The 23,143-nt window shown below is 72.6% G+C and carries 19 protein-coding genes and 1 tRNA gene; 6 read left to right on the top strand and 14 right to left on the bottom strand.

Going from position 1 to position 23,143, the window contains the following annotated elements; translation table 11 throughout:
* Positions 1–38: 38 nt before the first annotated feature.
* Positions 39–863: a TrmH family RNA methyltransferase gene (locus tag IT072_RS11215; protein ID WP_223356511.1), complete on the top strand. Its 825-nt coding sequence runs from the start codon at positions 39–41 to the stop codon at positions 861–863.
* A 19-nt stretch (positions 864–882) separates the two neighbouring features.
* Positions 883–2,139 carry a D-alanyl-D-alanine carboxypeptidase family protein gene (locus IT072_RS11210; RefSeq protein WP_223356509.1) on the top strand — a complete coding sequence of 419 codons (1,257 nt, stop codon included), beginning with the start codon at positions 883–885 and terminating at the stop codon, positions 2,137–2,139.
* A 23-nt stretch (positions 2,140–2,162) separates the two neighbouring features.
* Here IT072_RS11210 and IT072_RS11205 read toward each other — a convergent pair whose 3' ends face one another.
* The 4 genes from IT072_RS11205 to IT072_RS11190 form a co-directional block, all read right to left on the bottom strand.
* A complete protein-coding gene (locus IT072_RS11205) occupies positions 2,163–2,684 on the bottom strand; it encodes a hypothetical protein (protein ID WP_223356507.1) in 522 nt (173 codons plus the stop codon).
* A gap of 24 nt (positions 2,685–2,708) precedes the next feature.
* Complete coding sequence (locus tag IT072_RS11200) at positions 2,709–2,990, bottom strand: hypothetical protein (RefSeq protein WP_223356505.1); 282 nt, start codon at positions 2,988–2,990, stop codon at positions 2,709–2,711.
* 131 nt (positions 2,991–3,121) lie between these two features.
* Positions 3,122–5,626, bottom strand: a complete 2,505-nt coding sequence (locus IT072_RS11195; RefSeq protein WP_223356503.1) for an AAA family ATPase — start codon at positions 5,624–5,626, stop codon at positions 3,122–3,124.
* 40 nt (positions 5,627–5,666) lie between these two features.
* Complete coding sequence (locus IT072_RS11190; protein WP_223356501.1) at positions 5,667–6,458, bottom strand: SGNH/GDSL hydrolase family protein; 792 nt, start codon at positions 6,456–6,458, stop codon at positions 5,667–5,669.
* A 142-nt stretch (positions 6,459–6,600) separates the two neighbouring features.
* Here IT072_RS11190 and IT072_RS11185 point away from each other — a divergent pair, with 142 nt between their 5' ends.
* A complete protein-coding gene (locus IT072_RS11185; RefSeq protein ID WP_223360961.1) occupies positions 6,601–8,376 on the top strand; it encodes a DEAD/DEAH box helicase in 1,776 nt (591 codons plus the stop codon).
* A 31-nt stretch (positions 8,377–8,407) separates the two neighbouring features.
* Here the strand turns inward: IT072_RS11185 and gdhA are convergent, their stop codons facing one another.
* Positions 8,408–9,760, bottom strand: a complete 1,353-nt coding sequence (gdhA, locus tag IT072_RS11180) for an NADP-specific glutamate dehydrogenase (protein ID WP_223356499.1) — start codon at positions 9,758–9,760, stop codon at positions 8,408–8,410.
* Positions 9,761–9,862: 102 nt separating this feature from the next.
* Here gdhA and IT072_RS11175 point away from each other — a divergent pair, with 102 nt between their 5' ends.
* Complete coding sequence (locus tag IT072_RS11175) at positions 9,863–10,588, top strand: VIT1/CCC1 transporter family protein (RefSeq protein WP_223356497.1); 726 nt, start codon at positions 9,863–9,865, stop codon at positions 10,586–10,588.
* Between the two features lie 26 nt (positions 10,589–10,614).
* On the opposite strand, the gene IT072_RS11170 is transcribed toward IT072_RS11175, so the two are convergent.
* The 5 genes from IT072_RS11170 to IT072_RS11150 form a co-directional block, all read right to left on the bottom strand.
* The gene (locus IT072_RS11170; protein ID WP_223360960.1) at positions 10,615–14,004 is read right to left on the bottom strand and encodes an error-prone DNA polymerase; all 3,390 of its coding nucleotides are present in this window, start codon (positions 14,002–14,004) and stop codon (positions 10,615–10,617) included.
* 120 nt (positions 14,005–14,124) lie between these two features.
* Positions 14,125–15,678 carry a DNA polymerase Y family protein gene (locus IT072_RS11165; RefSeq protein WP_223356494.1) on the bottom strand — a complete coding sequence of 518 codons (1,554 nt, stop codon included), beginning with the start codon at positions 15,676–15,678 and terminating at the stop codon, positions 14,125–14,127.
* A complete protein-coding gene (locus IT072_RS11160) occupies positions 15,679–16,374 on the bottom strand; it encodes a hypothetical protein (RefSeq protein WP_223356492.1) in 696 nt (231 codons plus the stop codon).
* A gap of 126 nt (positions 16,375–16,500) precedes the next feature.
* Positions 16,501–17,337 (bottom strand): DUF3097 domain-containing protein, encoded by an 837-nt coding sequence (locus tag IT072_RS11155; RefSeq protein ID WP_223360959.1) that lies wholly within the window; start codon positions 17,335–17,337, stop codon positions 16,501–16,503.
* 50 nt (positions 17,338–17,387) lie between these two features.
* Entirely contained in the window at positions 17,388–17,678 is a 291-nt protein-coding gene (locus IT072_RS11150) for a DUF6504 family protein (RefSeq protein ID WP_223356490.1), read from the bottom strand.
* Positions 17,679–17,799: 121 nt separating this feature from the next.
* Between IT072_RS11150 and IT072_RS11145 the strand changes: the two genes are divergently transcribed.
* Complete coding sequence (locus tag IT072_RS11145) at positions 17,800–18,315, top strand: DUF1707 SHOCT-like domain-containing protein (RefSeq protein ID WP_223356488.1); 516 nt, start codon at positions 17,800–17,802, stop codon at positions 18,313–18,315.
* Between the two features lie 7 nt (positions 18,316–18,322).
* Here IT072_RS11145 and IT072_RS11140 read toward each other — a convergent pair whose 3' ends face one another.
* From IT072_RS11140 to IT072_RS11125, 4 genes are all read right to left on the bottom strand, one after another.
* Positions 18,323–19,420, bottom strand: a complete 1,098-nt coding sequence (locus tag IT072_RS11140; protein WP_223356486.1) for a VIT1/CCC1 transporter family protein — start codon at positions 19,418–19,420, stop codon at positions 18,323–18,325.
* A gap of 10 nt (positions 19,421–19,430) precedes the next feature.
* Complete coding sequence (locus IT072_RS11135; RefSeq protein WP_223356483.1) at positions 19,431–20,393, bottom strand: helix-turn-helix transcriptional regulator; 963 nt, start codon at positions 20,391–20,393, stop codon at positions 19,431–19,433.
* Between the two features lie 39 nt (positions 20,394–20,432).
* Complete coding sequence (locus IT072_RS11130) at positions 20,433–21,383, bottom strand: cation diffusion facilitator family transporter (RefSeq protein WP_223356481.1); 951 nt, start codon at positions 21,381–21,383, stop codon at positions 20,433–20,435.
* A gap of 176 nt (positions 21,384–21,559) precedes the next feature.
* A tRNA-Leu gene (locus IT072_RS11125) sits at positions 21,560–21,644 on the bottom strand.
* A 156-nt stretch (positions 21,645–21,800) separates the two neighbouring features.
* Here IT072_RS11125 and IT072_RS11120 point away from each other — a divergent pair.
* Positions 21,801–23,120 (top strand): M20/M25/M40 family metallo-hydrolase, encoded by a 1,320-nt coding sequence (locus IT072_RS11120; RefSeq protein ID WP_223356479.1) that lies wholly within the window; start codon positions 21,801–21,803, stop codon positions 23,118–23,120.
* Positions 23,121–23,143 lie beyond the last annotated feature (23 nt).

The following is a 23,143-nucleotide window of genomic DNA, read 5'->3' as shown; positions in this document are numbered from 1 at the left end:
TTTTCCGATTTGTTTCCGGGGCCTGGCAATGTGGACGCGTGCAGATCCAGCGAATCACCGACCTGAGCGCCGACGGCCTCGCCGACTACTCCCGTCTGACCGACGTCGCCCTGCGGCGGGTCAGCGAGCCGGAGGGCGGTCTCTACATCGCCGAGTCGACCAAGGTCATCACCCGCGCCCTCGCCGCCGGGCACCGGCCGCGTTCGGTGCTGCTGCAGGAACAGTGGCTCGCGGACATCGAGCCGCTGCTGGAGGATTACCCGGACGTCCCGGTCTTCGTCGGGGATGCCGCGGTTCTCGAACAGCTCACCGGGTACCACCTGCACCGTGGGGCGCTGGCGGCGATGCACCGGCCGGAGCTGCCGGACCCGCGCGACCTGCTGAAGGACGCACGCCGAGTCGTCGTGCTGGAGGACATCGTCGACCACACCAACGTCGGGGCGATCTTCCGTTCCGTCGCCGGGCTCGGCGCGGATGCGGTGCTGGTGAGCCCGCGCTGCGCCGATCCGCTGTACCGTCGCAGCGTGCGGGTCAGCATGGGCACGGTTCTCCAGGTGCCTTGGACGCGCATCCCGGAGTGGGACGAGGCCGCGGCCATCCTGCACGACGCGGGCTTCGCCATCGCCGCCCTCGCGCTGGCCGACGACGCGGTGTCGCTCGACGACTACGCGGCCGGGGCGCCGGAGCGCGTCGCGATGGTCCTCGGGTCGGAGGGTGACGGCCTGAGCCGGCGGGCGCTGGCCGCGGCGGACACGGTGGTCACCATCCCGATGCTGCACGGTGTCGACTCCCTCAACGTCGCCTCCGCGAGCGCGGTGGCGCTCTGGGCGCTGCGGGCGCGTTCTCAGCCGTCGCCTCGATAGGCCCGCATAGACTTCGAGGGTGTCCCCGCAAGTCCCCGTCGATCCTCCGCGCCGTCTCTCCCGCACGGTGTACCGTCGCCGCCGGTTCGTGGTGTTCGGCCTCGGCGGAGCGATCCTGCTGGCCTTTCTGTACGTCGCCGGCTCGCTGCTGACCCCGGTCCCGGCCACGGCCGCCGTCGTGTCCCATGAGAAGTCCATCGTTCAGCCTGCCGCGCAGCTTGCCTGGCCCGGGTACGGCTCGTCCGCTGTGACCGCGCCCGATTACGAGGGCGCCACCGAGTACCACGGCAGCGATGCGAGCGTGCCGATCGCGAGCGTGACGAAGGTCGTGACCGCCCTGGTCGTCCTCGACGCGAAGCCGCTGACCGGAGGCGAGCAGGGGCCGTCGATCCCGTTCACGCAGAAGGACGTCGACATCTGGAACGAGGTCATCGCGGAGGGAGGGTCGTGGGCGCCGGTGCAGGCGGGGACGACCCTCACCGAGAAGGAGGCGCTCACGGCGATGCTCCTGCCCTCGGCCAACAACTACGCGATCTCGCTCACGAACTGGGCGTACGGCTCCCAGTCCGCCTACGTCGACGCGGCGAACACGTGGCTCGCGGCGAAGGGGTTCACCGGTACGAAGATCGTGAGCGCCGACGGCCTCGACCCGGGCAACGTCAGCTCGACGAAGGACCTCCTCGGGCTCGGGAAGCTCGTGCTCGACTCGCCCGCGCTCTCGTCGATCGTGTCGCAGAAGACGGCGACGCTGCCCGGCGCGGGCGCGCAGGACAACACCAACACCCTCCTCGGCTGGGAAGGCATCGACGGGCTGAAGACGGGCAACACCGACGAGGCGGGCAACTGCCTCCTGTTCTCGGCGGAGGTCGCGGTGGGCAACGCGAAGGTGCGCGTGCTCGGCGTCGTGCTCGGCGCGCCGACCCACGACGACCTCTGGGCCGGCGTGAAGGCGCTGCTCACGAGCGTGAAAGCCGGCTTCCACGAGGTATCCGCCTCGACGAAGGGTCAGGTCTTCGGGTCGTACAGCACGCCGTGGAAGGCGAGCTCCGACCTGGTCGCCACGACGGCGACGACGTTCGTCGTCTGGTCCGACCGGCCGATCGAGGTCGCCGTCGAGACGCGCCGGGTGCAGTCCGGCTTCGCCGGCGACGTCATCGGGCGCGTGACCTTCACCTCGAACGGCAAGACCCAGACGGCCGAGCTCGCGCTCGCGAAGGACATCCCCGACCCGGGCTTCGGCTGGCGCCTGGCGCATCCGGGCGGCTTGGGGCTCTGAGACGCCTCAGCCGTCCGGGCCGATCACGCCCGGCCGTAGGCCGCGGCCACGGACCAGAAGGTCTCGGACGGCTGCATGACGCGGTAGTCGGCCCACGAGCCGTCGGCGAAGGTGAACCGGACGACGGGCACGCCGCCCTGCGCCTTCGTCCCCGTGTCGACGATCGACGCGACCTGCGTCCGATCCACACGCTGCGTCAACTCGGGAGGGACGGAGTTCGCCGTCATCCCGAAGTCCCACCAGGTGAGGGCGTCCTCACCCAGCGAGAGCACCATCACATCGGAGGCGCGGCTGAGCTGATGGGCGGTCGAGCCCTCGACGCCGCCGAGGTGCTTCGAACCCGAGGCGGTGTTCTGCACGGCGGAGAGCGCGGCGTTGAGCAGCTTTCCGTCCAGGGAGACACCGCCTCCGCCGCCCCGGGTGTAGGCGCTGGGGACGACGCGCGCGGTCGCCAGCGCGGCGTCCCCGCCGGCCGCGGCGATCTCCGCTGCGTGGTCGACAGCGGGACCGGAGAAGGCGGACGCGAACTTGTCGAAGAGACCCATGGGTCGATTCCTTTCGGTGAGTGGTCAGCGCTGCGGGCGACGGCGCGCGCGCAGCGCGAGGACGAGGGCGAGCACGGCGAAGGCGAGGGCGACGCCCGCGACCGTGAACGGGCCGAGCGTTCCGAGCAGACGGGCGAACCCGGCGCGCCGGCCGGAGGAGTCGGTGACCTCGTCCCAGATCGGGGTGAAGCACAGGACGGCGACGATCACGGCGATGGCGGCCGCTCCGAGCCAGCCCCACGGTGTCTCGCGCTCCTCTCTCTCGAACGTCTCGACGGCAGGCGGACGGGGATCGGAGTCGGACATCGGAGACCTTTCGACTTCGGGACGAGTCGTGCGCGGCGCACGGACGACCATGCTGGCCCGTCCCGCCGGCGCCGTCGATCCGCCCGAACGGATCCGAACGGACCGCGCGCGGTCGCGCTCGATCCGAGCGGTCAGGCGACGACGTCGGATGCGTCCGCGAACTCCGTCGCCAGGCGCTCACCGCGTTCGTGCCCCATTTTGCGGAGGAGCCGCACCGCCTCCCGCAGCCGGACCTCGGCGTCGGCCGGTTCACCCGCGGCGAGCGCGATCCGCCCAAGGATCTCGTGGGAGCGCGCCTGCTCGTTGACGTCCCCCATCCGCTCGGCGAACGTGAGCGCGCGGCCGGCAGCGTCGGCGGCCTCGGACACGCGGCCCCTGTCGAGGGCGATCAGAGCCAGCGTTCCCAGCGCGTCGGCGACAGGCAGCTCGAAACCGGTCCCGTCGACGGCCGCGAGGGCATCGAGGGCGGTGCGCTCGGCCTCGTCCAGGCGCCCGACCGCGCGGAGCGCCTGACCGCGGAGCGCTGCGATCTCGGGGAGCACGTCGAACGACTCGCCGCCGTCGCTGCGGCGCCGCCCGTCGTCGAGTGCGTCCACCGCCTCCGCGGGGCGCCCGGCGGCGAGCAGCACGGTCGCCAGCGGGACGCAGTGGTAAGCAGCCGGGATGCCCGGCGGGGCCTCGGCGAGGAGAGATCGGGCTTCGGCCTCCGCGACGTCGAATCGGCCCAGTGCGGCATCGAGGAAGACCCGGTTGCTTCGCAGGATGGTCCGGTTTCCCGCGTCGCCGGCGCGGTCGGTGACCGCCAGCGCGCGGTCGAACAGCCGCGCGGACTCGGCGAGTGCGCCGCACAGCCGGGCGAGGTTGGCCTCATTGCCGAGGGCGCGTCCCTCCGTGATGTCATTTCCGGCCGTGCGCGCAACGTGGGCGGCGCGGCGGTAGGCGTCGCGGGCGGCATCCCAGTGCCCGAGCCCGCGGTGGAGGTTGCCGATGACGTTCCAGAGCCGGCCGGGGAGGCTCTCGTCGCCGAGGCGTTGGGCGCGGTGCAGGCTGGCGAGCGAGTCGTCCACACGGCCGAGCTTCTCGTACGAGCGGGCCATCAGCTCGGCGAGCTCGCCGCGGCGGTCCGCAGGCGCGACCGCGTCGGCGCGCTCGAGCACCGAGACGATCTCGCTCCAGTGGCCGTCGTCCTCCAGATGCGCGCTCGCGGCGAGCGCGAGGGCGACGAGCTCCTCGTCGGCTCCCTGATCGTGTGCCAGCACGCCCGCGGCGTGCAGGACGAGCGCGTGGGCGCGGTCCATCCGCTCGCTCTCGGCGAGCCGCAGTCGCGCGGCGTCGGCGAGCGCGGCGGCGAAGGACCGACGCCGGCTGAGCGGGTCCTCCTCGAAAGCCCGGGCCCGCGCGTACGAGCGCACGGCATCGTGCAGCGTGACGGTGTCGCCGGGCTCGACGAGATGCAGGGATCGCAGCCGCGCGAGCGCGGCCGTCGTCTCGGGGGAGGCCTGGGCCAGAGTCCCGGCGTCGATGGGCGACGACAGCAGCGCCAGCCGACGCAGCGCGGCGGCCTCGTCGGCGGACAGGCCGCGATAGACCGTGTCCAGCAGAGGGTGGATGGGGGACGCCGCCGCGGTCACGTCGAAACGGTCGGCGATGTCTTCGGGCGTCCAGTCAGGGTGTTCGTGCGCGAACCGGACGATCAGGTCTATCGCCAGCCGGATCCCGCCGCTCGCCCGCGCGAGGCGGTCGAGCGCGGCGGCGGGGGCGTCCGGGCGGTCGAGGGCGCGTGCGATCTCGGCGGCGGCTGCTTCGACGTCGAGGGGCGCGAGGGCGAGCCGGCGCACGGGGATGCGGATCCCGCGGGCCGCGGCGAGCGCTTCCGCTCCCTCGAGCGCGGAGCGGCTCGTGACGAAGCAGGCGGCCCCGTCTGGGAGCACCGGGACGAGTTCGGCGACCGAGCCGGCGTCCTCGAAGATCACGGCGGCAGGCCGGGCGTCGAGGGCGGCGTCGACGGCGGCTCGGAGGTTCTGCGCTGTCGCAGGCGTGGCGATCCGGGCTCCGACGGCGCGCGCGAGGGCGCGGAGCACCTCCAACGGCTCCGCCGGCGCGAGCACGGCGTGGTAGCCGCGCAGTTCGACGATGTGGACGCCACCGGGAAGACGCGCAGCGGAGGCGAGTTCGCGGGCGAGGGTGCTCTTGCCGACACCGGGGAGTCCGGAGATCAGCGTGATGTGCGGTGAGGGCGTTCCCATCGGCCGCCCGTCCGGCTCCGCGGCGGGCGGGTGCGTCGTGACGACGACGTGCCCGCCGGCCCGCGCTCCGTTCAGCGTCTGCGCCAGATGCCGCCAGCCGTCTGCGCGGTGCGCGTCTCCGGTCAGGGCGAGGACGATGTCGTGCACCAACTCGATGTCCAGGCGCTGTCGTTCGGGTCTGAAGCAGTCGTAGACGGTCACCTTGCCGGGCGCGCTACCGCGGCCGGCTTCGGCCCGCGCGCGTCCGATGCGGCGGGCGATCTCCTCATAGGAGGGCGGCCCGGCGGCGACACGGAGCGCGGAGAGGGCGGCTGCGAACGTCTCGAACGACACGACGCCATCCGGGACCCCGGAGGGGCCGGAGCCGGTCGTGGGGCCGGGGCGGGGCATGGGACTCCTCGTCGATCGATGCGGCGCGTGAGGTGCTCGGTCAGTCCTCCGTGCGGATCAGGAACGGCCCGGCCTCCGGGCGCTTGGGCAGCACATGGTCCCCCGAGGACTGGTGGCGGATGCGCCGGACGACCCACGGCACGAGGTACTCGCGAGCCCAGGAGAGGTCCTCCGCACGGGCCTGACGCCAGGTGCGCACGGGAAGCGGCTCGGGTTCGAGGGGCTGCAGGTCGTTGGGCACGTTGAGGGCGGCCAGCACCATCCGCGCGACGGTGTGGTGGCCGAGCGGCGCGAGGTGGAGACGGTCGGGTGCCCACATGCGCTGATCCTGGATCTCGGTGAGCGCCCACTGGTCGGCGACGATGCAATCGTGCCGGGCGGCGATGGCGCGCACGTTCTCGTTGTAGATCGCGACCTTGCCGCGGATGCCGCGGAAGACGGGGGAGAAGCCGACGTCGACGCCCGTGAAGACCACGATCGTGGCTCCGTCGCGGCTGAGCCGGGTCACCGCCTCGTCGAACAGCACGGCGATCTGATCGGGATCGGTGCCGGGACGGATCACGTCGTTGCCGCCCGCCGAGATGGTGATGAGATCGGGGCGGAGCGCCAGGGCGGGCGCGACCTGCTCGTCCAGGATCTGCTTGATCAGCTTGCCGCGCACCGCGAGGTTGGCGTACGCGAAGTCGTCCGTCTGGCTGCTCAGCACTTCCGCCACGCGGTCGGCCCAGCCGCGGTGCCCGCCGGGGCTGGCGGGCTCGGGGTCGCCGATGCCCTCCGTGAAGGAGTCGCCGAGGGCGACATAGCGGGACCAGGGGTGCTGCGCTTCGACCATTCCTCCATTCTGCATCCGACCGCTCCCGCGACGCGGATGTCGGGGCGAGCGGGTAGATTTGATCCACGTGGAAACGACAGCTGCCTCCCTCCCCGGGTTCGAGCCGGGCCCTGAATCGGGCGCCGATGCGTCGGCTGTGGGAGTGCATGCCGGAAGCTTCGCCGCCGAGCATCTGTCGCCCTCGTTCCCGGAGCGCGCCGCGTGGGGAACCGCGGGCAAGCTGCGTGCCTGGCAGGCCGAGGCGCTCGACGCGTACTTCCAGAACGAGCCGCGCGACTTCCTCGCCGCCGCGACACCGGGCGCCGGAAAGACGACGTTCGCGCTGCGCCTCGCGACCGAGCTGCTGGCCCGCCGCACGATCGAGCGCGTCACCGTCGTCGCTCCCACCGAGCACCTCAAGCGGCAGTGGGCGGAGGCCGCCTCGCGCGTCGGGCTCAACCTCGACCCCGACTTCCGGAACGCCGACGGCCGCTACGCCCGACACTACAAAGGTGTCGCCGTCACCTACGCGCAGGTCGCCATGCGGCCGAGCCTCCACAAGGACATCACCGAGGCGAGCCGGACCCTCGTCATCCTCGACGAGGTGCACCACGGCGGCGACGCACTCAGCTGGGGCGACGGCATCCGCGACGCGTTCGAGCGCGCGACCCGTCGGCTGTCGCTGACGGGGACGCCGTTCCGCTCGGACACAGCGCCCATCCCGTTCGTCACCTACCTGCCCGACAAGCAGGGCATCCGCACGTCGCTCACCGACTACAACTACGGCTACGGGCGCGCTCTCGCCGACGGCGTCGTGCGGCCCGTCATCTTCATGGTCTACGCCGGCCACATGCGCTGGCGCACGAAGACCGGCGACGAGATGGAGGCGCGGCTCGGCGAGGGCAACACCAAGGACATCACGTCGCAGGCGTGGCGCACCGCGCTCGATCCGCGCGGCGAATGGATCCCCGCCGTGCTCAGCGCAGCCGACCGCCGCCTGACCGAGGTGCGCGGCGCCATCCCCGACGCGGGCGGGCTGGTCATCGCGACCGACCACTACGCGGCGCGCGCGTACGCCGACATCCTGCAGCAGATCACCGGGGAGCCGGTGACGGTCGTCCTCTCGGACGAGAAAGAGGCGAGCGACCGGATCGAGGAGTTCTCGAAGGGCACCTCGCGCTGGATGGTCGCCGTGCGCATGGTGTCGGAGGGCGTCGACGTGCCGCGGCTCGCCGTGGGCGTGTACGCGACCAGCGCCTCCACCCCGCTGTTCTTCGCCCAGGCGATCGGCCGCTTCGTGCGTGCCCGGCGCCGGGGAGAGACGGCGTCCGTCTTCCTGCCGAACGTCCCCGCGCTGATGTCGCTCGCGAACGCGCTGGAACTGGAGCGGGACCACGCGCTCGACCGGGTCGCCGACGAGAACGCCGAGGGTGACCTGTGGAACCCCGAGGACGCGATGGTCGCCGACGCCAATCGTGAGGAGCGGGCGTCGGAGGCGCTGACGGAGGAGTTCGCGTTCGAGGCACTGGGGTCGGAGGCCAACTTCGACCGGGTGGTGTTCGACGGGCGGGAGTTCGGCAGCTTCGCCGTGCCCGGCACGGACGAGGAGCACGACTTCATCGGCCTGCCCGGCATCCTGGAGCCCGACCAGGTGCACGAGCTGCTCATGCAGCGGCAGCAGCGTCAGGCCCGCCGGGCGTCGTCGCGGCCGGCCGACGCAGAGGGGCATGCCCCGGCGCCCCTGCACCGCACGCTCAAGGAGCAGCGGCAGCTGCTGAACAGCCTCGTCGGTCTCTACTCGAAGAACGCGGGGGAGCCGCACGGCCTCATCCACGCGGAGCTGCGACGCGTGTGCGGCGGTCCCGCCGTCGCGCAGGCGAGCGTGTCCCAGTTGCAGGCGCGCATCGAGTACCTGCGCAAACGGCTCGGCCGGCACTGAGCCGACCGAGCCGTGAGAGGGATGCGCGCGCCTAGATGACGCCGAGGGCGAGCATCGCGTCGGCGACGCGTACGAAGCCCGCGACATTGGCCCCCAGGACGTAGTCGCCCGGCTCGCCGTAATCGGCGGCCGTCTCGGCGCAGCTGTCGTGGATGTTCGCCATGATGTCGGCGAGGCGCTGCTCGGCGTAGTCGAACGACCACGCATCGCGCGACGCATTCTGCTGCATCTCGAGCGCGGACGTCGCGACGCCTCCGGCGTTCGCCGCCTTGCCCGGCGCGAACAGCACGCCCGCGGCACGGAGCACGTTCACCGCATCCGGCGTGCACGGCATGTTGGCACCCTCGACGACCGCGGCGACACCGTGGGCCGCGAGAGTGGTCGCGGCCGTTGCGTCGAGCTCGTTCTGGGTGGCGCACGGCATCGCGACGTCGACCCTGGTCGAGGCGGCGAGCGCCCAGATATCGCCGTTGGCGTGGTACTCGGCCGCGCCTCCGCGCCGTGCCGCATACTCGCTGAGCCGGCCGCGCTCGACCTCCTTGATCTGCCGCAGCAGGTCGAGGTCGATCCCGGCCGGGTCGTGCACGACGCCGGAGGAGTCGGAGCAGGCGATCACGGTGCCGCCGAGCTGGTGCACCTTCTCGATGGCGTAGATCGCCACGTTGCCCGAGCCGGAGACGAGCACGCGGGCGCCGTCGAGCTCGCGGCCCCGCGTGGCGAGCATCCGCTGGGCGAAGAAGACCGCCCCGTATCCGGTCGCCTCGGTGCGGACGAGCGAGCCGCCCCAGCCGACACCCTTGCCGGTCAGCACGCCCGACTCGTAGCGGTTCGTGATGCGCTTGTACTGGCCGAACAGGTAGCCGATCTCGCGACCGCCCACCCCGATGTCCCCGGCGGGGACGTCCGTGTGCTCGCCCAGGTGGCGGTACAGCTCCGTCATGAACGACTGGCAGAACCGCATGATCTCGGCGTCGGACTTGCCCTTGGGGTCGAAGTCGCTGCCGCCCTTGCCGCCCCCGATGGGAAGCCCGGTGAGCGCGTTCTTGAAGATCTGCTCGAAGCCCAGGAACTTCACCGTGCCGAGCGTGACGCTCGGGTGGAACCGCAGCCCGCCCTTGTACGGGCCGAGCGCCGAGTTGAACTCGACCCGGAACCCGCGGTTCACGCGGACGCGCCCGTCGTCGTCGGTCCACGGCACCCGGAAGATCAGCTGCCGTTCCGGCTCGGTGAGCCGTTCCAGCACCGCGGCCTCGGCGTACCGGGGGTGACGGTCGATGACCGGCCCGAGCGAACCGAACACCTCCCGCGCCGCCTGATGGAATTCGGGTTCCCCGGCGTTGCGCCGGAGGACGTCGTCGAGCAGGGAGGAGAGAGCCGTCGTCAAGCGGAAACCTTCTTTCGCACAAGATTTCTGAGTCTACTCTCATGTTTCCGGGAGGTTACGGCGAGGTGCCGGTCGGCGGGGAACCTCTCTAGGCTGGACCTCATGGCGGAGAGCACGACCCCTCGACAGCACCCGGGCGAGCCCCACCGTGAAGGTCTGGCCCAGCGTCTCAACTGGCTGCGCGCGGGCGTGCTCGGGGCGAACGACGGGATCGTCTCCGTCGCGGCGGTGGTGGTCGGTGTCGCGGGGGCGACACCCGCGACACCCGCGATCCTGACGGCGGGGCTCGCGGCGCTCGTCGGCGGGGCGATCTCGATGGCCCTGGGGGAGTACGTGTCGGTGAGCAGCCAGCGCGACAGCGAGCACGCGTTGATCGCGAAGGAGCGGCGCGAACTGGCGGAGATGCCGGAGGAGGAGTTCGAGGAGCTCGTCGGCCTGTGGGAGGCGAAGGGACTCCAGCCGCAGACGGCTCGGCAGGTCGCCACGGAGCTGACCGAGCGGGACGCGCTGTCGGCGCACCTCTCGGTGGAGCTGGGGATCGACCAGGACGACGTGGTGAGCCCGTGGCACGCGGCGCTGGCCTCGGCGGTCGCCTTCACGATCGGTGGCATCCTGCCGCTGCTGACCATCCTGCTGCCGGAGGCGCTGCGCATCCCGGTCACCTTCGTGGTGGTGCTGGTGGCGCTGGCGATCACCGGCTACGTCGCCGCCTGGATCGGCGGCAGCCCGCGCGGGCGGGCGATGCTGCGCGTCGTGATCGGCGGGGCGCTCGCACTGGCGGCGACGTTCGCGATCGGGGCGATGCTGGGCACGACGGGCGTGGTCTAGCCCACGGTTCAGCCCCACGCCCGACGTCACCGGAAGTCGCGGGAGGCGGTGCGCATGCCCGTCTGCAGTGGCTCCAGCCGGTCGGCGATCACGTTGACCACCCCTTCCTCACTGCGCTCCAGGATGCCGCGCACGATCATCGCGGGCGCCTGACGCGCCACCCGGCGGTACCGGTTCCACACCCCGACCGGGCAGACCACGTTGACCAGACCGGTCTCGTCCTCCAGGTTGAGGAAGGTGACCCCGGCCGCCGTGGCCGGCCGCTGCCGGTGGGTGACGACGCCGCCGACCTCGATGCGGCGGCCGGACTCCGAGGTGGCGAGCATCGCGGCGGTGCGCACCCCGCGGGAGGCCAGGGCCGGGCGCAGGAAGCGGATCGGATGGTCGTCGGTCGAGATACCCGTCGCCCACAGATCGCTCGCGAGCTGTTCCGCCGGGCTCAGCAGGGGGAGCAGTGGCGGCTGCGCGGTGATCGCCGTGCCGGGCAGATACTCCGCCTTCTCCTGGGCGGCGCTGCCCGCCTCCCAGATCGCCTGCCGCCGGTCGAGTCCGAAGCCCCCGAACACGCCCGCCGCGGCGAGCGCCTCCAGCTGCGCGGTCGTCAGCCCGACCCGCCGGGAGAGGTCGGCGAGGTCGCGATACGGGCCGTGCTCCTCGCGCTCGGCGACGATCCGCTCGGCCAGCTTCTCGCCGATGGAGGTGACCCCGGCGAGGCCGAGCCGCACGGCGTGCCCCGCGTCGCGGCGATGGGCGGAGTGGTCGAGCGGCTCGGCCGGGTCGAACGGGGCGATCGGCGGCTGCTCGGTCACGAGGCACGGGTCCGCGCCGGTCGGGCCCGGGTGCGCGGCGTCGAGCGGTTCGAGCAGCGGGAAGACGCCGGAGCGGTGGATGTCCGGCCGGTGCACGACGACGCCGTGCCGCCGGGCGTCGGCCGTGAGGGTGCGCGGCGAGTAGAAGCCCATCGGCTGTGCGCGCAGCAACGCGGCGAGGAACGCGCCCGGGTAGTGCAGCTTCATCCACGAGCTCACATAGACCAGCAGGGCGAAGCTGATCGCGTGGCTCTCGGCGAAGCCGAAGTTGGCGAACGCCTCGATCTTGGCGTAGATCGCGTCGGCGTCGGCGCCGGTGATGCCGTTGTGCTCCATGCCCGCGTAGAGCTTCGAGCGCAGCCGGTCGATCTTCTCCACGCCGCGCTTGGAGCCCATCGCGCGGCGCAGCAGGTCGGCGTCCTCCGCGGTGCAGTCGCCGACCGCGACCGCCATCTGCATCAGCTGCTCCTGGAACAGCGGAACCCCCAGTGTGCGCTTCAGCACGGGCTCGAGCGCGGGATGCAGGTAGGTCACCTCCTCCTGGCCGAGCTTGCGGCGGATGTACGGATGCACGGCGCCGCCCTGGATGGGGCCGGGGCGGATGAGCGCGATCTCGATCACGAGGTCGTAGAACGAGCGCGGCCGCAGCCGGGGGAGTGTGCCGATCTGCGCTCGGCTCTCCACCTGGAACACGCCGATGGAGTCGGCACGGCAGAGCATGTCGTAGACGCCCTGCTCCTCTTTCGGGATGCTCTCCAGCGTCCACTGCTCGCCCAGCGCCGACGCGATGGTGCGCATGCCGTAGTCGAGTGCGCTCAGCATCCCGAGCCCGAGCAGGTCGAACTTGACCAGGCCCATCCAGGCGCAGTCGTCCTTGTCCCACTGCAGCACGGTTCGGCCCTGCATGCGGGCGTGCTCGATCGGGCACACCTCCCCGACGGGACGGTCGGTGAGCACCATGCCGCCCGAGTGGATGCCGAGGTGCCGGGGGAACTTCAGCACCTGCTGCGCCAGCTCCACCACCGGCTCCGGGATGTCGTGGTCGTCGGTGGCTTCGACGTGCGACCAGGAGTCGATCTGCTTGCTCCAGGCGTCCTGCTGGCCGGTGGAGTGGCCGAGCGCCTTCGCCATGTCGCGCACCGCGTTCTTGGGGCGGTAGGTGATCACGTTCGCGACCTGGGCGGCGTTGTGCCGGCCGTACTTCGCGTAGACGTACTGGATGACCTCCTCCCGCCGGTCGGAGTCGAAGTCGACGTCGATGTCGGGCTCCTCCTCGCGCATGCTGGAGAGGAACCGCTCGAACGGCAGGTCGTACTTGATCGAGTCGACCGCGGTGATCCCGAGCAGGTACACGACCGCCGAGTTGGCCGCCGAGCCGCGGCCCTGGCAGAGGATCCCCTGACTGCGGGCGAACCGCACGATGTCGTAGACGATCAGGAAGTAGCCGGGGAAGTCCTTGGCCTCGATGACGTCGAGCTCGCGTTCGATGCGCTCCCGCCACCGGGGGTGGGCGTCGAGGTCGGGGTAGCGTTCGGCAGCGCCGCGCCAGGTCAGCTCGCGCAGCCAGCTCATCGGGGTGTGCCCCTCCGGCACCTCCTGCTTGGGCAGTCGCGGCCGGGCGCTGCGGAGCCGGAAGGAGAGGTCGTCCGCCACCTCCACGGTGCGCTCCACCGCGCCGGGGTAGCGGGAGAACCGGGCTGCCATCTCGCGCCCGCTGCGCAGGTGGGCGGCGGCCGAGGCGGGCAGCCAGCCGTCCATCTCGTCCAGGCTGCGCCGGGCGCGCACCGCCGAGATCGCGGTGGCCAGCGGGTACTGCGCGGGGGAGGCGTAGTGGACGTTGTTGGTGGCCACCACCGGCAGCCCGAGGCGGTCAGCGATGCGGGCGAGGGCATCGTTGTCGGTGGTGTCGTGCGGGTTGCCCTGGTCGATCAGCTCGACCAGCACGTTGTCCCGGCCGAACAGCTCCGCCAGCCGGGCCGCCTCGTGCTCGGCCGCGCGCTCGCCCCGCTCCGCCAGCGCGAGGCGCACGTCGCCCTTGCGGCAACCGGTCAGCACCATCCAGTCGCCCGCGGCCTGCTCGGCCAGTTCGGGCAGCCGGTAGACCGGGCGGCCCTTCTCGCCGCCCGCGAGCTGGCCGGCGGTGATCGCCGCCGCGAGGCGGTGGTAGCCCTCCTGGCGGCGGGCGAGCACCACGAGGTGGCTGCCCTCGGGGTCGGCCTCGCCGTTCTGGGGGCGGCTGAGCGCGAGCGACAGCTCGGCGCCGTACACCGTCTTCACCCGCTCGTAGGCTTCGGCGGCCTCGGCCAGGTGGACCGCGCCGTAGAAGCCGTCGTGGTCGGTGAGCGCGAGCCCGTGCAGCCGCAGCCGGGTCGCCTCCTCCAGCAGCTCCTCGGGCGAACTCGCCCCGTCGAGGAAGCTGAAGTTGCTGTGCGCGTGCAGCTCGGCGTAGGGGACGTGGCCGATCTCCGGCTCCTCCGGCATGGGCTGCGGCACATACTTCTGCCGCTTGCGCGAGGAGGGGCGCTCGACCGGCTGCTCCCCGGTGCGGCGCCCGGAGAGCCGGCGCTCGAACTCGGCCCACGGGATCGGCGGGTTGTTCCAGCCCATCAGCGCCGCCCCTCCCGTGCGCGTGCGGGCACCGCCGCCGCGGGGACGCATTCCGCCGCTTCGAGCGCCGGATACCGGCGATTGGCGACCCCGCTGTCGACGACCATGGGGAACACGCGGCTAGTCATAGCGCGCCTCCGCGAACCAGCCTCCGGAGGCGAGGCGGAGGAGCCACGCGGTGCCGTCGGCGTCGACCAGCTGGAACCGGTGCATGGCGCGGGCGAGGGTGGCGTCCCACCAGCGCTCCCGCACCGGCCAGGGGCCGGCCCACGACGCGACCTCCCGGGCGTCGCGCAGGGCCCCGGTGGGGGAGAAGAGGGCGATCGGTGCGGTGAGGTCGCCGCGGTCGCTCACGTCGACCGTCGCGCCCTCCTCGGTCAGGACCGCGACCGGCCGCGGCACCTCGAACACGGTGGACGGCGCGGGGGCGGGCAGCGACCCCGGCCAGGGCTGCTCGGCCCGGGAGGCGCCCACCGGCCGGTCGCCCCACGGCACCAGCACCTGCCGCTCCGTGAGCCCGCGCCCGCCGCCGATCGTCGCCGTGAGCACGGCCTCGTGCCCCAGCATGCTCTGCACCCGGGTGAGGCCGTGGTGGATGCGCTCGTCGGCGCCGCCGCCCCACAGGCCGTCCTCGTGGTGGCCGATGTCGTCCACCGCTTCCGGTACGAGCCCCACCCGCACGATCGGCGAGGCGAGGCCGGGTTCCGCGCCGCCGGAGCCCTGCAGCTGCCAGCGCACCCGGTCGACGACGTCGCCCGGCGAGAACAGGCGCGGGTGCAGCCAGCTGCGCTCGCTGATGCGTCCGGACTCGTCGGCGACCTCCACCCGCAGCGTCGTGCAGACGAGCCCGGCCTTGGTCAGGGCGGCGACGAACTGCTCGGCGGTCCCGCGCACGGCGAAGGCGACCTGGTCGACCCGGTCGAGGGGAGGCTCGAACTCGATGGTGCGGTCCAGCTGCGTCGGCGGGGTGCGCGGCACGACCGCGGCGCCGTCGAATCCGCCGGCGAGGTCGTGCGCATGCTCGCCGCGTTCCCCGAACCGCTCGCGCACGTCGACCCGGTCGAGGGCGGCGAGGTCGCCGAGAGTGTGCAGGCCGAGCCGGCGCAGCAGCGGGGTCAGCTCCGTCAGACCGAGCTGGGCGACCGGCAGCGGGGCGAGGAAGGCGGGGGAGCCGCCGGGCGCGATCACCCGCACCCGGGAGGTGCCGGTGGAGCGTGCGGCCTGCCCGGCGGCGAACGGACCGTCGGCGATGCCGGCGCGGGCGTCCGGCAGTCCCAGCCCTTCCAGGCAGCGCAGCAGCTCGGCGGCGGCGGCCTCCTCGCCGCCGTAGTAGCGGGCCGGGCCGCGCGCCCGTAGCACGCAGGTGCCGGGTCGGACCGGCTGCACGCCGGGCGCGATCTCCTCGATCGCCGCCAGCACCGGCTCGAAGGCGCGCTCGTCGAGCACGGGGTCGTAGGGCAGCACCTCCAGCTGCGGGCAGCGCGACTGCGCCTCGCGCATGCGGAGGCCGCGCCGCACGCCGTCGGCGCGGGCTGCGGCGGAGCAGGCGAAGACGACGCCCTTGTGCATCAGGGCGACCGGGGCGTCGTCGGCCAGCTCCGCGTCGGCACGCAGCGCGGCGAGCACGGGCCAGTCCGGGCACCAGAGCACGATCGCGCGGGTGACCTCGCGCATCTAGCCCACCGCCTCCAGCCGGGTCGGACCCGACGGACGGAAGCTCTCGTCGGGTGCGGGCAGCCACAGCTCGGCCCGGCGGCGCGGTCCCGACCCGCCACGCGGCGCCGACTCGACGGTCACCCGCCGCGACGAGAGATAGCCCGCCCCGGCGCCGAGGCCGTCCCATCCGCTGCGCGCGACGGAGAGCGTCGCCTCGGCCTGCGGCCAGTCACCCGCGACGATCAGCGTCGCCTCCCGCTGCCGCAGACGGGCGCTCAGCCGGGCGACGTCCCCGTCCTTCGCGCGGGCGGGAGGGGCGATCGCCACGACCGAGAGCACGTCGACGACGGCCGCCGTGACCGTGAGCCACTGGTCGCCCGGATGCGGCACGAGCACGAGCCGCTCCAGGTCGATCCCGAACCGTCCGGCCGCTTCCGCACCGAAGTCGGGCATCCCCACGACCCCGCACCACGCGCCCGCCGCGCTGGGCCCGGCGAGCAGCGCCATCAGCAGGGTGGTCGAGCCGTGGACCGCGTACGCGGCTCCCGCCTTGAGCGCCCCGCCGGGCAGCAGCGGCCCCAGCGCGGGGTGCGTCTCGAACGTGCGGCTCTCCAGCTTCGTCGCCTGCATCTGCCGGATGCGCGACTGCAGCTCGTGCACCTGCGCCCGGTCGGCGACCGGATCGGCGAAGGCGGGAGCGGAGGCCGGGGACATGGCTCTATTTTCGAACATATGTTCGAACAGCGCAAATGCATTTTGGGGTGCGAACGCTGTGCGCAGCGGGACTCGTCCGCCCGGCGGGCGGGAGGGGCGACGGCGCAGCCGCCCGGCGTGCCGACCCTACGCCGGCTCGGTGACGAAGTCGATCAGCTGCTCGACCCGGCCGAGCAGTTCGGGCTCCAGGTCGGCGAAAGTGCGCACCTGGCCCAGGATGCGCTTCCATGCGCGCGCGATGTCCGCCTGGCTCTCGTGGGGCAGGCCGAGTGCGGCGCAGATGCCGCGCTTCCACTCGATCGAGCGCGGGATGGTCGGCCACGCCTCCAGCCCGACCCGAGAGGGCTTCACCGCCTGCCAGATGTCGACGAACGGGTGCCCGACCACGAGCACGTGCTCGCCGTACGGCCCGCGGGCGACCTTCTCGGCGATCCGGCTCTCCTTCGATCCGGCGACCAGGTGGTCGACCAGCACGCCGATGCGGCGGCCGCGGGTGGGGGCGAACTCGCGCACGATCGCGTCGAGGTCGTCGACGCCCTCCAGGTATTCGACCACGACACCCTCGACGCGCAGGTCGTCGCCCCACACGCGTTCGACGAGCTCAGCGTCGTGCCGGCCCTCCACGAAGATGCGGCTCGCGCGGGCGACGCGTGCCTTCTGCTCGCCGACCGAGAAGGAGCCGGACGCGGTGCGGCCACGTCCGTCGGCCGTGCGCTTCGGGACCACCAGCCGCACGGGCTCCCCGTCGATCAGGAACGCCGAGCCGAGGGGGAACACCCGCTTCGTCCCGAAGTAGTCCTCCAGTTCGACGGTCTGCGCCTCCAGCCGGGTGACGGCGCCGCAGAAACCGGTCGCCGCCTCCTCGACCACGAGATCACGCACTGCCTCCACATCGGGAATGGGCTTCTTGCCGGCCGTTCTCCATCCGGGGGCCAGCACATCGGATCCGTAGCGATCGTCCATCACCCCAGGAGGCTATGCGACGTGGCTGGGCGACCGGGGGAGCCACGCCCTCAGTCGAAGACGCGCACCAGGCGCCAGGTGCGGTCGGCGGCGTCGTGGCGCACGTCGAAGACGTGGGCGTCCCCGGCGTCGCTGGTCGCCTGGAACCGCCAGCCGCCGATCTCGCGCGGCAGCGCTCCCACGTCGTAGCGGTGCTCGCCGAACGGCCGCCACCACGCGGGCGCCTCCGCCCACACGGTCGGCATGTCGCTCACGCGGTAGCGCGTCGCCCGCCAGATCAGCCGCAACGGGATGCCGTCGTCGGTCGTCCACACGGCGACCGCTTCGTCGACATCGGTCATCGCAGCCACCTCCTCCATTCGAACGGATGTTCGAACGCGAGTGTAGACCGGACCGGGGACACGCGCATCCTGGACCGGTCGTCCTGCCCCCCGAGACCGCCGCCCTGGCATACTGGGCCGCATGACCGACCTCACCGACCCGTCCGGCGCGTCGCTGCGCCTCAGTAACGACGAGCGCGAACGCGCGGTCGCCGCCCTCCAGTCCCACGCGGCCGCGGGGCGGCTCGACGACGCCGAGCTGCAGTCCCGCGTCGCGTCCGCGCGCGCGGCGGTCACCCGGGGCGACCTCGCTCCGCTTTTCGCAGACCTGCCGGGGACCCTGCACCTCGACGACCACGCGACGACCTCACCGTCTCCCGCGAGCGCCCAGCCCGGCGCTTCCACGCCGCCGTCCCCACCGGCCGCCTCGTTCGCCCCGGCACCCCCGGCCGCGCCAGCCGACCCGTACGGCGACGACCGCTACCGCCCGAACAACCGCTGGGGCCTGCTGGTCGTCTCCGTGATGCCGTTCATCGCGGTCATCCTCTTCTTCGTCACCAGCGGCATCTGGGGCTACCAGTACAGCTGGCTGTGGTTCCTGCTCATCCCGCTCGCCGGCGCGCTCGTGTACGGCGTCGACGGGCCGCGGCGGCGCTAGCGCGACGCTATCCCAGCGCCGTCCCGAACAGGAGGCCCAGCACGTAGGTCGCCGCCGCTGCGCCGTACCCGATGGCGAGCTGGCGCAGCGCGCGCTTGAGCGGGGACGCGCCCGACAGCAGCCCGACGATCGCGCCCGTGGCGAGCAGGACGATGCCGACGAGAGCCGCCGAGACGAGGACGGCGGTCGTGCCGCCCAGCCCGAAGAGGTAGGGGAGGATCGGGATGAGCGCTCCGGAGGCGAAGAAGCAGAAGCTCGAGAGGGCGGCGCTCCAGCCGTTGCCGATCGCCTCGTGCTCGTCCTCGAGCGGTGCGCCCGCACCGGCGCCGACGGGGGCCTCGGCGGTGTAGGCCTCGAGCGTCCGCAGCGTCTCGCCGGCGCGCTCCTCGGCCTCCGCGGGGGTCATGCCGCGCGCCCGATAGACCAGCGTCAGCTCGTTCGCGTCCACATCGAGGTGGGGGAGGGCGGAGCGGGTCGCCGGGTTGGGGCTCGAGGCCTCCAGGAGCTCGCGCTGGGACCGCACGGAGACGTACTCGCCCGCACCCATCGAGAGCGCGCCGGCGAGGAGGCCCGAGATGCCGGTCAGGAGGACGACGTGGGTCGCGACGCCGCTCGCGCTGACGCCGAGCACGAGGGCGAGGTTGCTCACCAGCCCGTCGTTGGCGCCGAAGACCGCGGCGCGGAAGGTGCCGGAGAGCCGCTGGCGGCCACGGGCGGCGAGGGCGCGGACGACCTCCTCGTGCACCTGCTCGTCGGCGGCCATCTGCGGGGTCGCGTCGGCGTCGGTGGCGTAGGGGGAGCGGGCCTCGGCGCGCTGCGCCAGCGCGAGCACGAACACCGAGCCGAAGCGCCGGGCCAGCCAGCCGAGCATCCGGGTGCGCGCGTCGCCGCGCAGCGGCCTGCCGACCTGATCGCCCAGCAGATCGAGCCAGTGCTGCTCGTGGCGTCCCTCGGCGTCGGCGAGGGCCAGCAGGATCTCGCGCTCCTCGCCGCTGCGCCGCTGGGCGAGGTCGCGGTAGACCGCCGCCTCGGCGCGTTCGTCGGCCAGGTAGCGGCGCCACCGGCGGATGTCGGCGGGACTGGGGATGCGCTCGGCGGTGGTCATCGGTGCGAGTCTAGGCGACCCCGGCCGCGGCCTCCCGGAACCGGGCCGCCCAGTCGGCCGCGAGCACGCGCACGGTCTCAGGGCCTTCGATGACGAACGGGGCGCCGACGGCCGCCAGCCCGAACAGCGCCCACTCCGGGCTCTCCACCGCCATCCGCACCCGCGCTGTGGTGTCGTCGACGGGGGAGACCGTCGCCCAGCGGCCGATCGCCTCCTCGACACGCGTCGCCGATGCTCGGACGAGCGCGTCGACGACGACCTGCTCGGCCGGAGCGGAGAGGGAGGCGCGGACGTACTCGGCGGCGTCCTCCGCGGGCAGCGCGCGCGGGCGGAAGCGCGCCCCGGTGACACGCGGGTCCGTGAGGCGGTCGAGCCGGAAGCTGCGCCAGTCGAACCGGGTCAGGTCGTACGCGACGAGATACCAGCGCCGCCCGACCGACACCAGGCGATGGGGTTCGACCGTTCGGACGGACTCCTCGCCGCCGCGGGCGACGTAGGCGAACTGCAGCCGCTCCTCGTCGCGGCAGGCCTGGGCGACGGCGGTCAGCGTCTCGGCGTCGGCGACCGGGCCGCCCCGGAGTACGGTCGCGAGGGTCGCGACGCGGAGGGCGTTGACGCGACGCTTGAGCCGAGGGGGCATCACCTGGACGACCTTGGCGAGCGCCCGCACCGACGCCTCCTCGACGCCCGCGATTCCGCTCTGTGCCGCGGTGCGCAGCCCCACGGCGAGTGCGACGGCCTCCTCGTCGTCCACCACCAGCGGCGGGAGGGAGGCGCCCGCCGCGAGCTGGTAGCCGCCGGCGACGCCGCGGGTGGCGTCCACGGGATAGCCCAGGTCGCGCAGGCGGTCGACATCGCGCCGGAGGGTGCGCGGCGAGACGCCGAGCCGATCGGCCAGCTCGCTGCCTGGCCAGTAGCGATGGGTCTGCAGCAGCGAGAGCAACTGCAGCGTGCGCGATCCGGTGCTTGCCATGCGTCCAGTGTGCACCGGCAAGCGGCCGGATCGTGACCGCTATTCGAGCGCGCGCGGAGAGAGCGCGGGAGCTCCCGGGCGGGAGAGCGTGAGCACGGCCTCGGTGATGTGCGGGTCGCGCTCGAGGTAGTCCTCCACGAGGGCGAGGTCTGAGGCGACGTCCGATTCGCGGTCGTTCCCGACGAGGTCGACGGCGGCGACGAGGAAGAGCCGCTCGGGGCCGACGAACTCGAGATGAAGGTAGGTGACTTTCTCGACCTCCGGGTGGCGGAGGAGACCGGCGAGCACGGCGCGGTGGGCGCGGTCGGGCGCCGGCTCGCCGAGCAGGAACCGGCGATTGCGGTCGATCAGCACCACCGCCACGGTCGCCAGCAGCACGCCGACCAGGATGGAGCCGAGGGCGTCGTACACGGCCTGCCCGGTGAGCTGGTGCAGGAGGATCCCCGCGAACGCGATCACCAGCCCGATCAGAGCTGCAGCGTCCTCCGCGAACACGGCACGCAGCGTCGGGTTCGAGGTCATCAGCACCTGCTCGACGGTCCCGGTCCCGCGCTCGTCGGCCAGGATGCGCGCTTGGCGGTACGACTGGAGGAACGAGATCCCCTCGAACACGAACGACACCGCCAGCACGAGGTAGGCGATCAGGTAGTCCGCCTCGGGTTCGTTCGCGCCCAGCTCCGAGACTCCGTGCATGATCGACACCACCGCGCCCGCGGTGAACAGCCCGACCGCGGCGAACAGGCTCCACACGTACGATTCGCGGCCGTAGCCTCCCGGATGCGCGTCGTCGCGGGGGCGGGCGGCCGAACGCTCGGCTTGCAGCAGGAAGACCTCGTTGCCGGAGTCGGCCCACGAGTGCGCGGCCTCCGCCACCATGGAGGCGGACCCGGTCAGCACCGCCGCGACGGTCTTCGCGATCGCGACGAGCACGTTCGCGCCGAGCGCGAGCAGAACGGTGAAGACGCTCGACGCCGTGTGCTTCGTGGCCATGCCGGTCACCCTAGTCCCGCCCGCCGCTCCGATTTGGACCAAAAGTCGTGAAAGAGTGCGGGATACCCGCGATTCGGTCCAGAACTGCAGATGTCGGTACGGCGTCGCGGGCCGCAACGAGAAGTCGCGGGCCGCAACGAGAAAAGGTCCCGGTCGTGAGACCGGGACCTTCGCTGTGTCCGAGGGGGGACTTGAACCCCCACGCCCTATACGGGCACTAGCACCTCAAGCTAGCGCGTCTGCCATTTCCGCCACCCGGACGGGTGTTTTCGGCCTCCGGTCGAACCGGCTGCCGAAGAAAGACATTAGCACGGATCACGACCCCCGCTTCACATCGGCGGTGCATCCCGGGCGTGGCGCGTCACTCGCCGTCGCGGCGCGGACATCGCGCGCCCGCGGCCGGGTAGCGTGGGGGCCATGACCGACGACTCCACGTTCGACGACGCCGCCCTCGACGAGACCGCGATCATCGCCCGCGACCTCATCCGGTTCGACACCACGAACTACGGAGAGGGCCGGTCCAACGGCGAGACGGACGCGGCGGAGTATGTGGAGGCGCGGCTCGCGGCGCTCGGGCTGAAGCCGCAGCTCTTCGACTCCGACCCCGGCCGCACGAGCGTCGTCGCCCGGGTCCCGGGGCGCAACGCCGACAAGCCCGCCCTGGTGGTGCACGGCCACCTCGACGTCGTGCCGGCCGACCCGCGCAACTGGAGCGTCGACCCGTTCGGCGGCGTCATCGCGGACGGCCTGCTCTGGGGCCGCGGCGCGGTCGACATGAAGAACATGGACGCGATGATCCTGACCGCTGTCGGCGACATCCTGAACGCCGGGGAGCAGCCGGAGCGCGACCTCGTCGTCGCGTTCTTCGCCGACGAGGAGGACGGCGGTCGCCGCGGCTCGCACCACCTCGTCGACAACCACCCCGAGCTGTTCGCCGGCGCGACGGAGGCGATCAGCGAGGTCGGCGGGTACTCGATCGACCTCGCCGGGCGACGCGCCTACCTGCTGCAGACCGGGGAGAAGTCGCTGGTCTGGATCAAGCTGATCGCCCGGGGACGCGCCGCGCATGGCTCGCGGCTGATCCGGGACAACGCGATCACGCGGCTGGCGGAGGCGGTCGTCGCGATCGGCCGCACCGACTGGCCCATCCAGCTCACGGCGACCACCACGCGGCTCGTCGACGAGCTCGGCCGCCTGCTCGACGTCGATCCCGAACGGGTCGGCCCGGACGAGGTCGTGCTGCGCACCGGGACCGCGGCCGGGTTCATCCTGGCGACCCTGCGCGCCACCACGAACCCCACGCTCCTGGAGGCCGGCTACAAGCACAACGTCATCCCCGACACGGCGGAGGCGCTGGTCGATATCCGCACGCTCCCCGGTGACGAGGACCGCGTGCTTGCCGAGGTGCAGCGCCTGATCGGCGACGACGTGGAGGTGCAGATCATGCACCGCGACATCGGGCTCGAGGCCGAATTCGGCGGCGAGCTGATCGACGCGATCACCGGCACTCTCGAACGCCACGACCCCGGCGCGCCGGTTCTGCCCTACCTCCTGTCCGGCGGCACGGACAACAAGGCGCTGAGCAAGCTCGGCATCACCGGCTACGGTTTCGCTCCGCTCCGGCTGCCGAAGGACATGGACTTCCCTGGAATGTTCCACGGCGTCGACGAGCGCGTCCCGCTCGACGCGCTAGTGTTCGGTAGGGCCGTGCTCCGGGATCTGCTCAGCTCGTACTGAGCCGCCCGCGGCCCGCCCGCCCG

The sequence above is a fragment of the Leifsonia sp. ZF2019 genome (assembly GCF_019924635.1).
GTDB lineage: Bacteria > Actinomycetota > Actinomycetes > Actinomycetales > Microbacteriaceae > Leifsonia.
The sequence above is the reverse complement of the archived record's forward strand: the minus strand, read 5'-3'. Positions and strand labels throughout refer to the sequence as shown.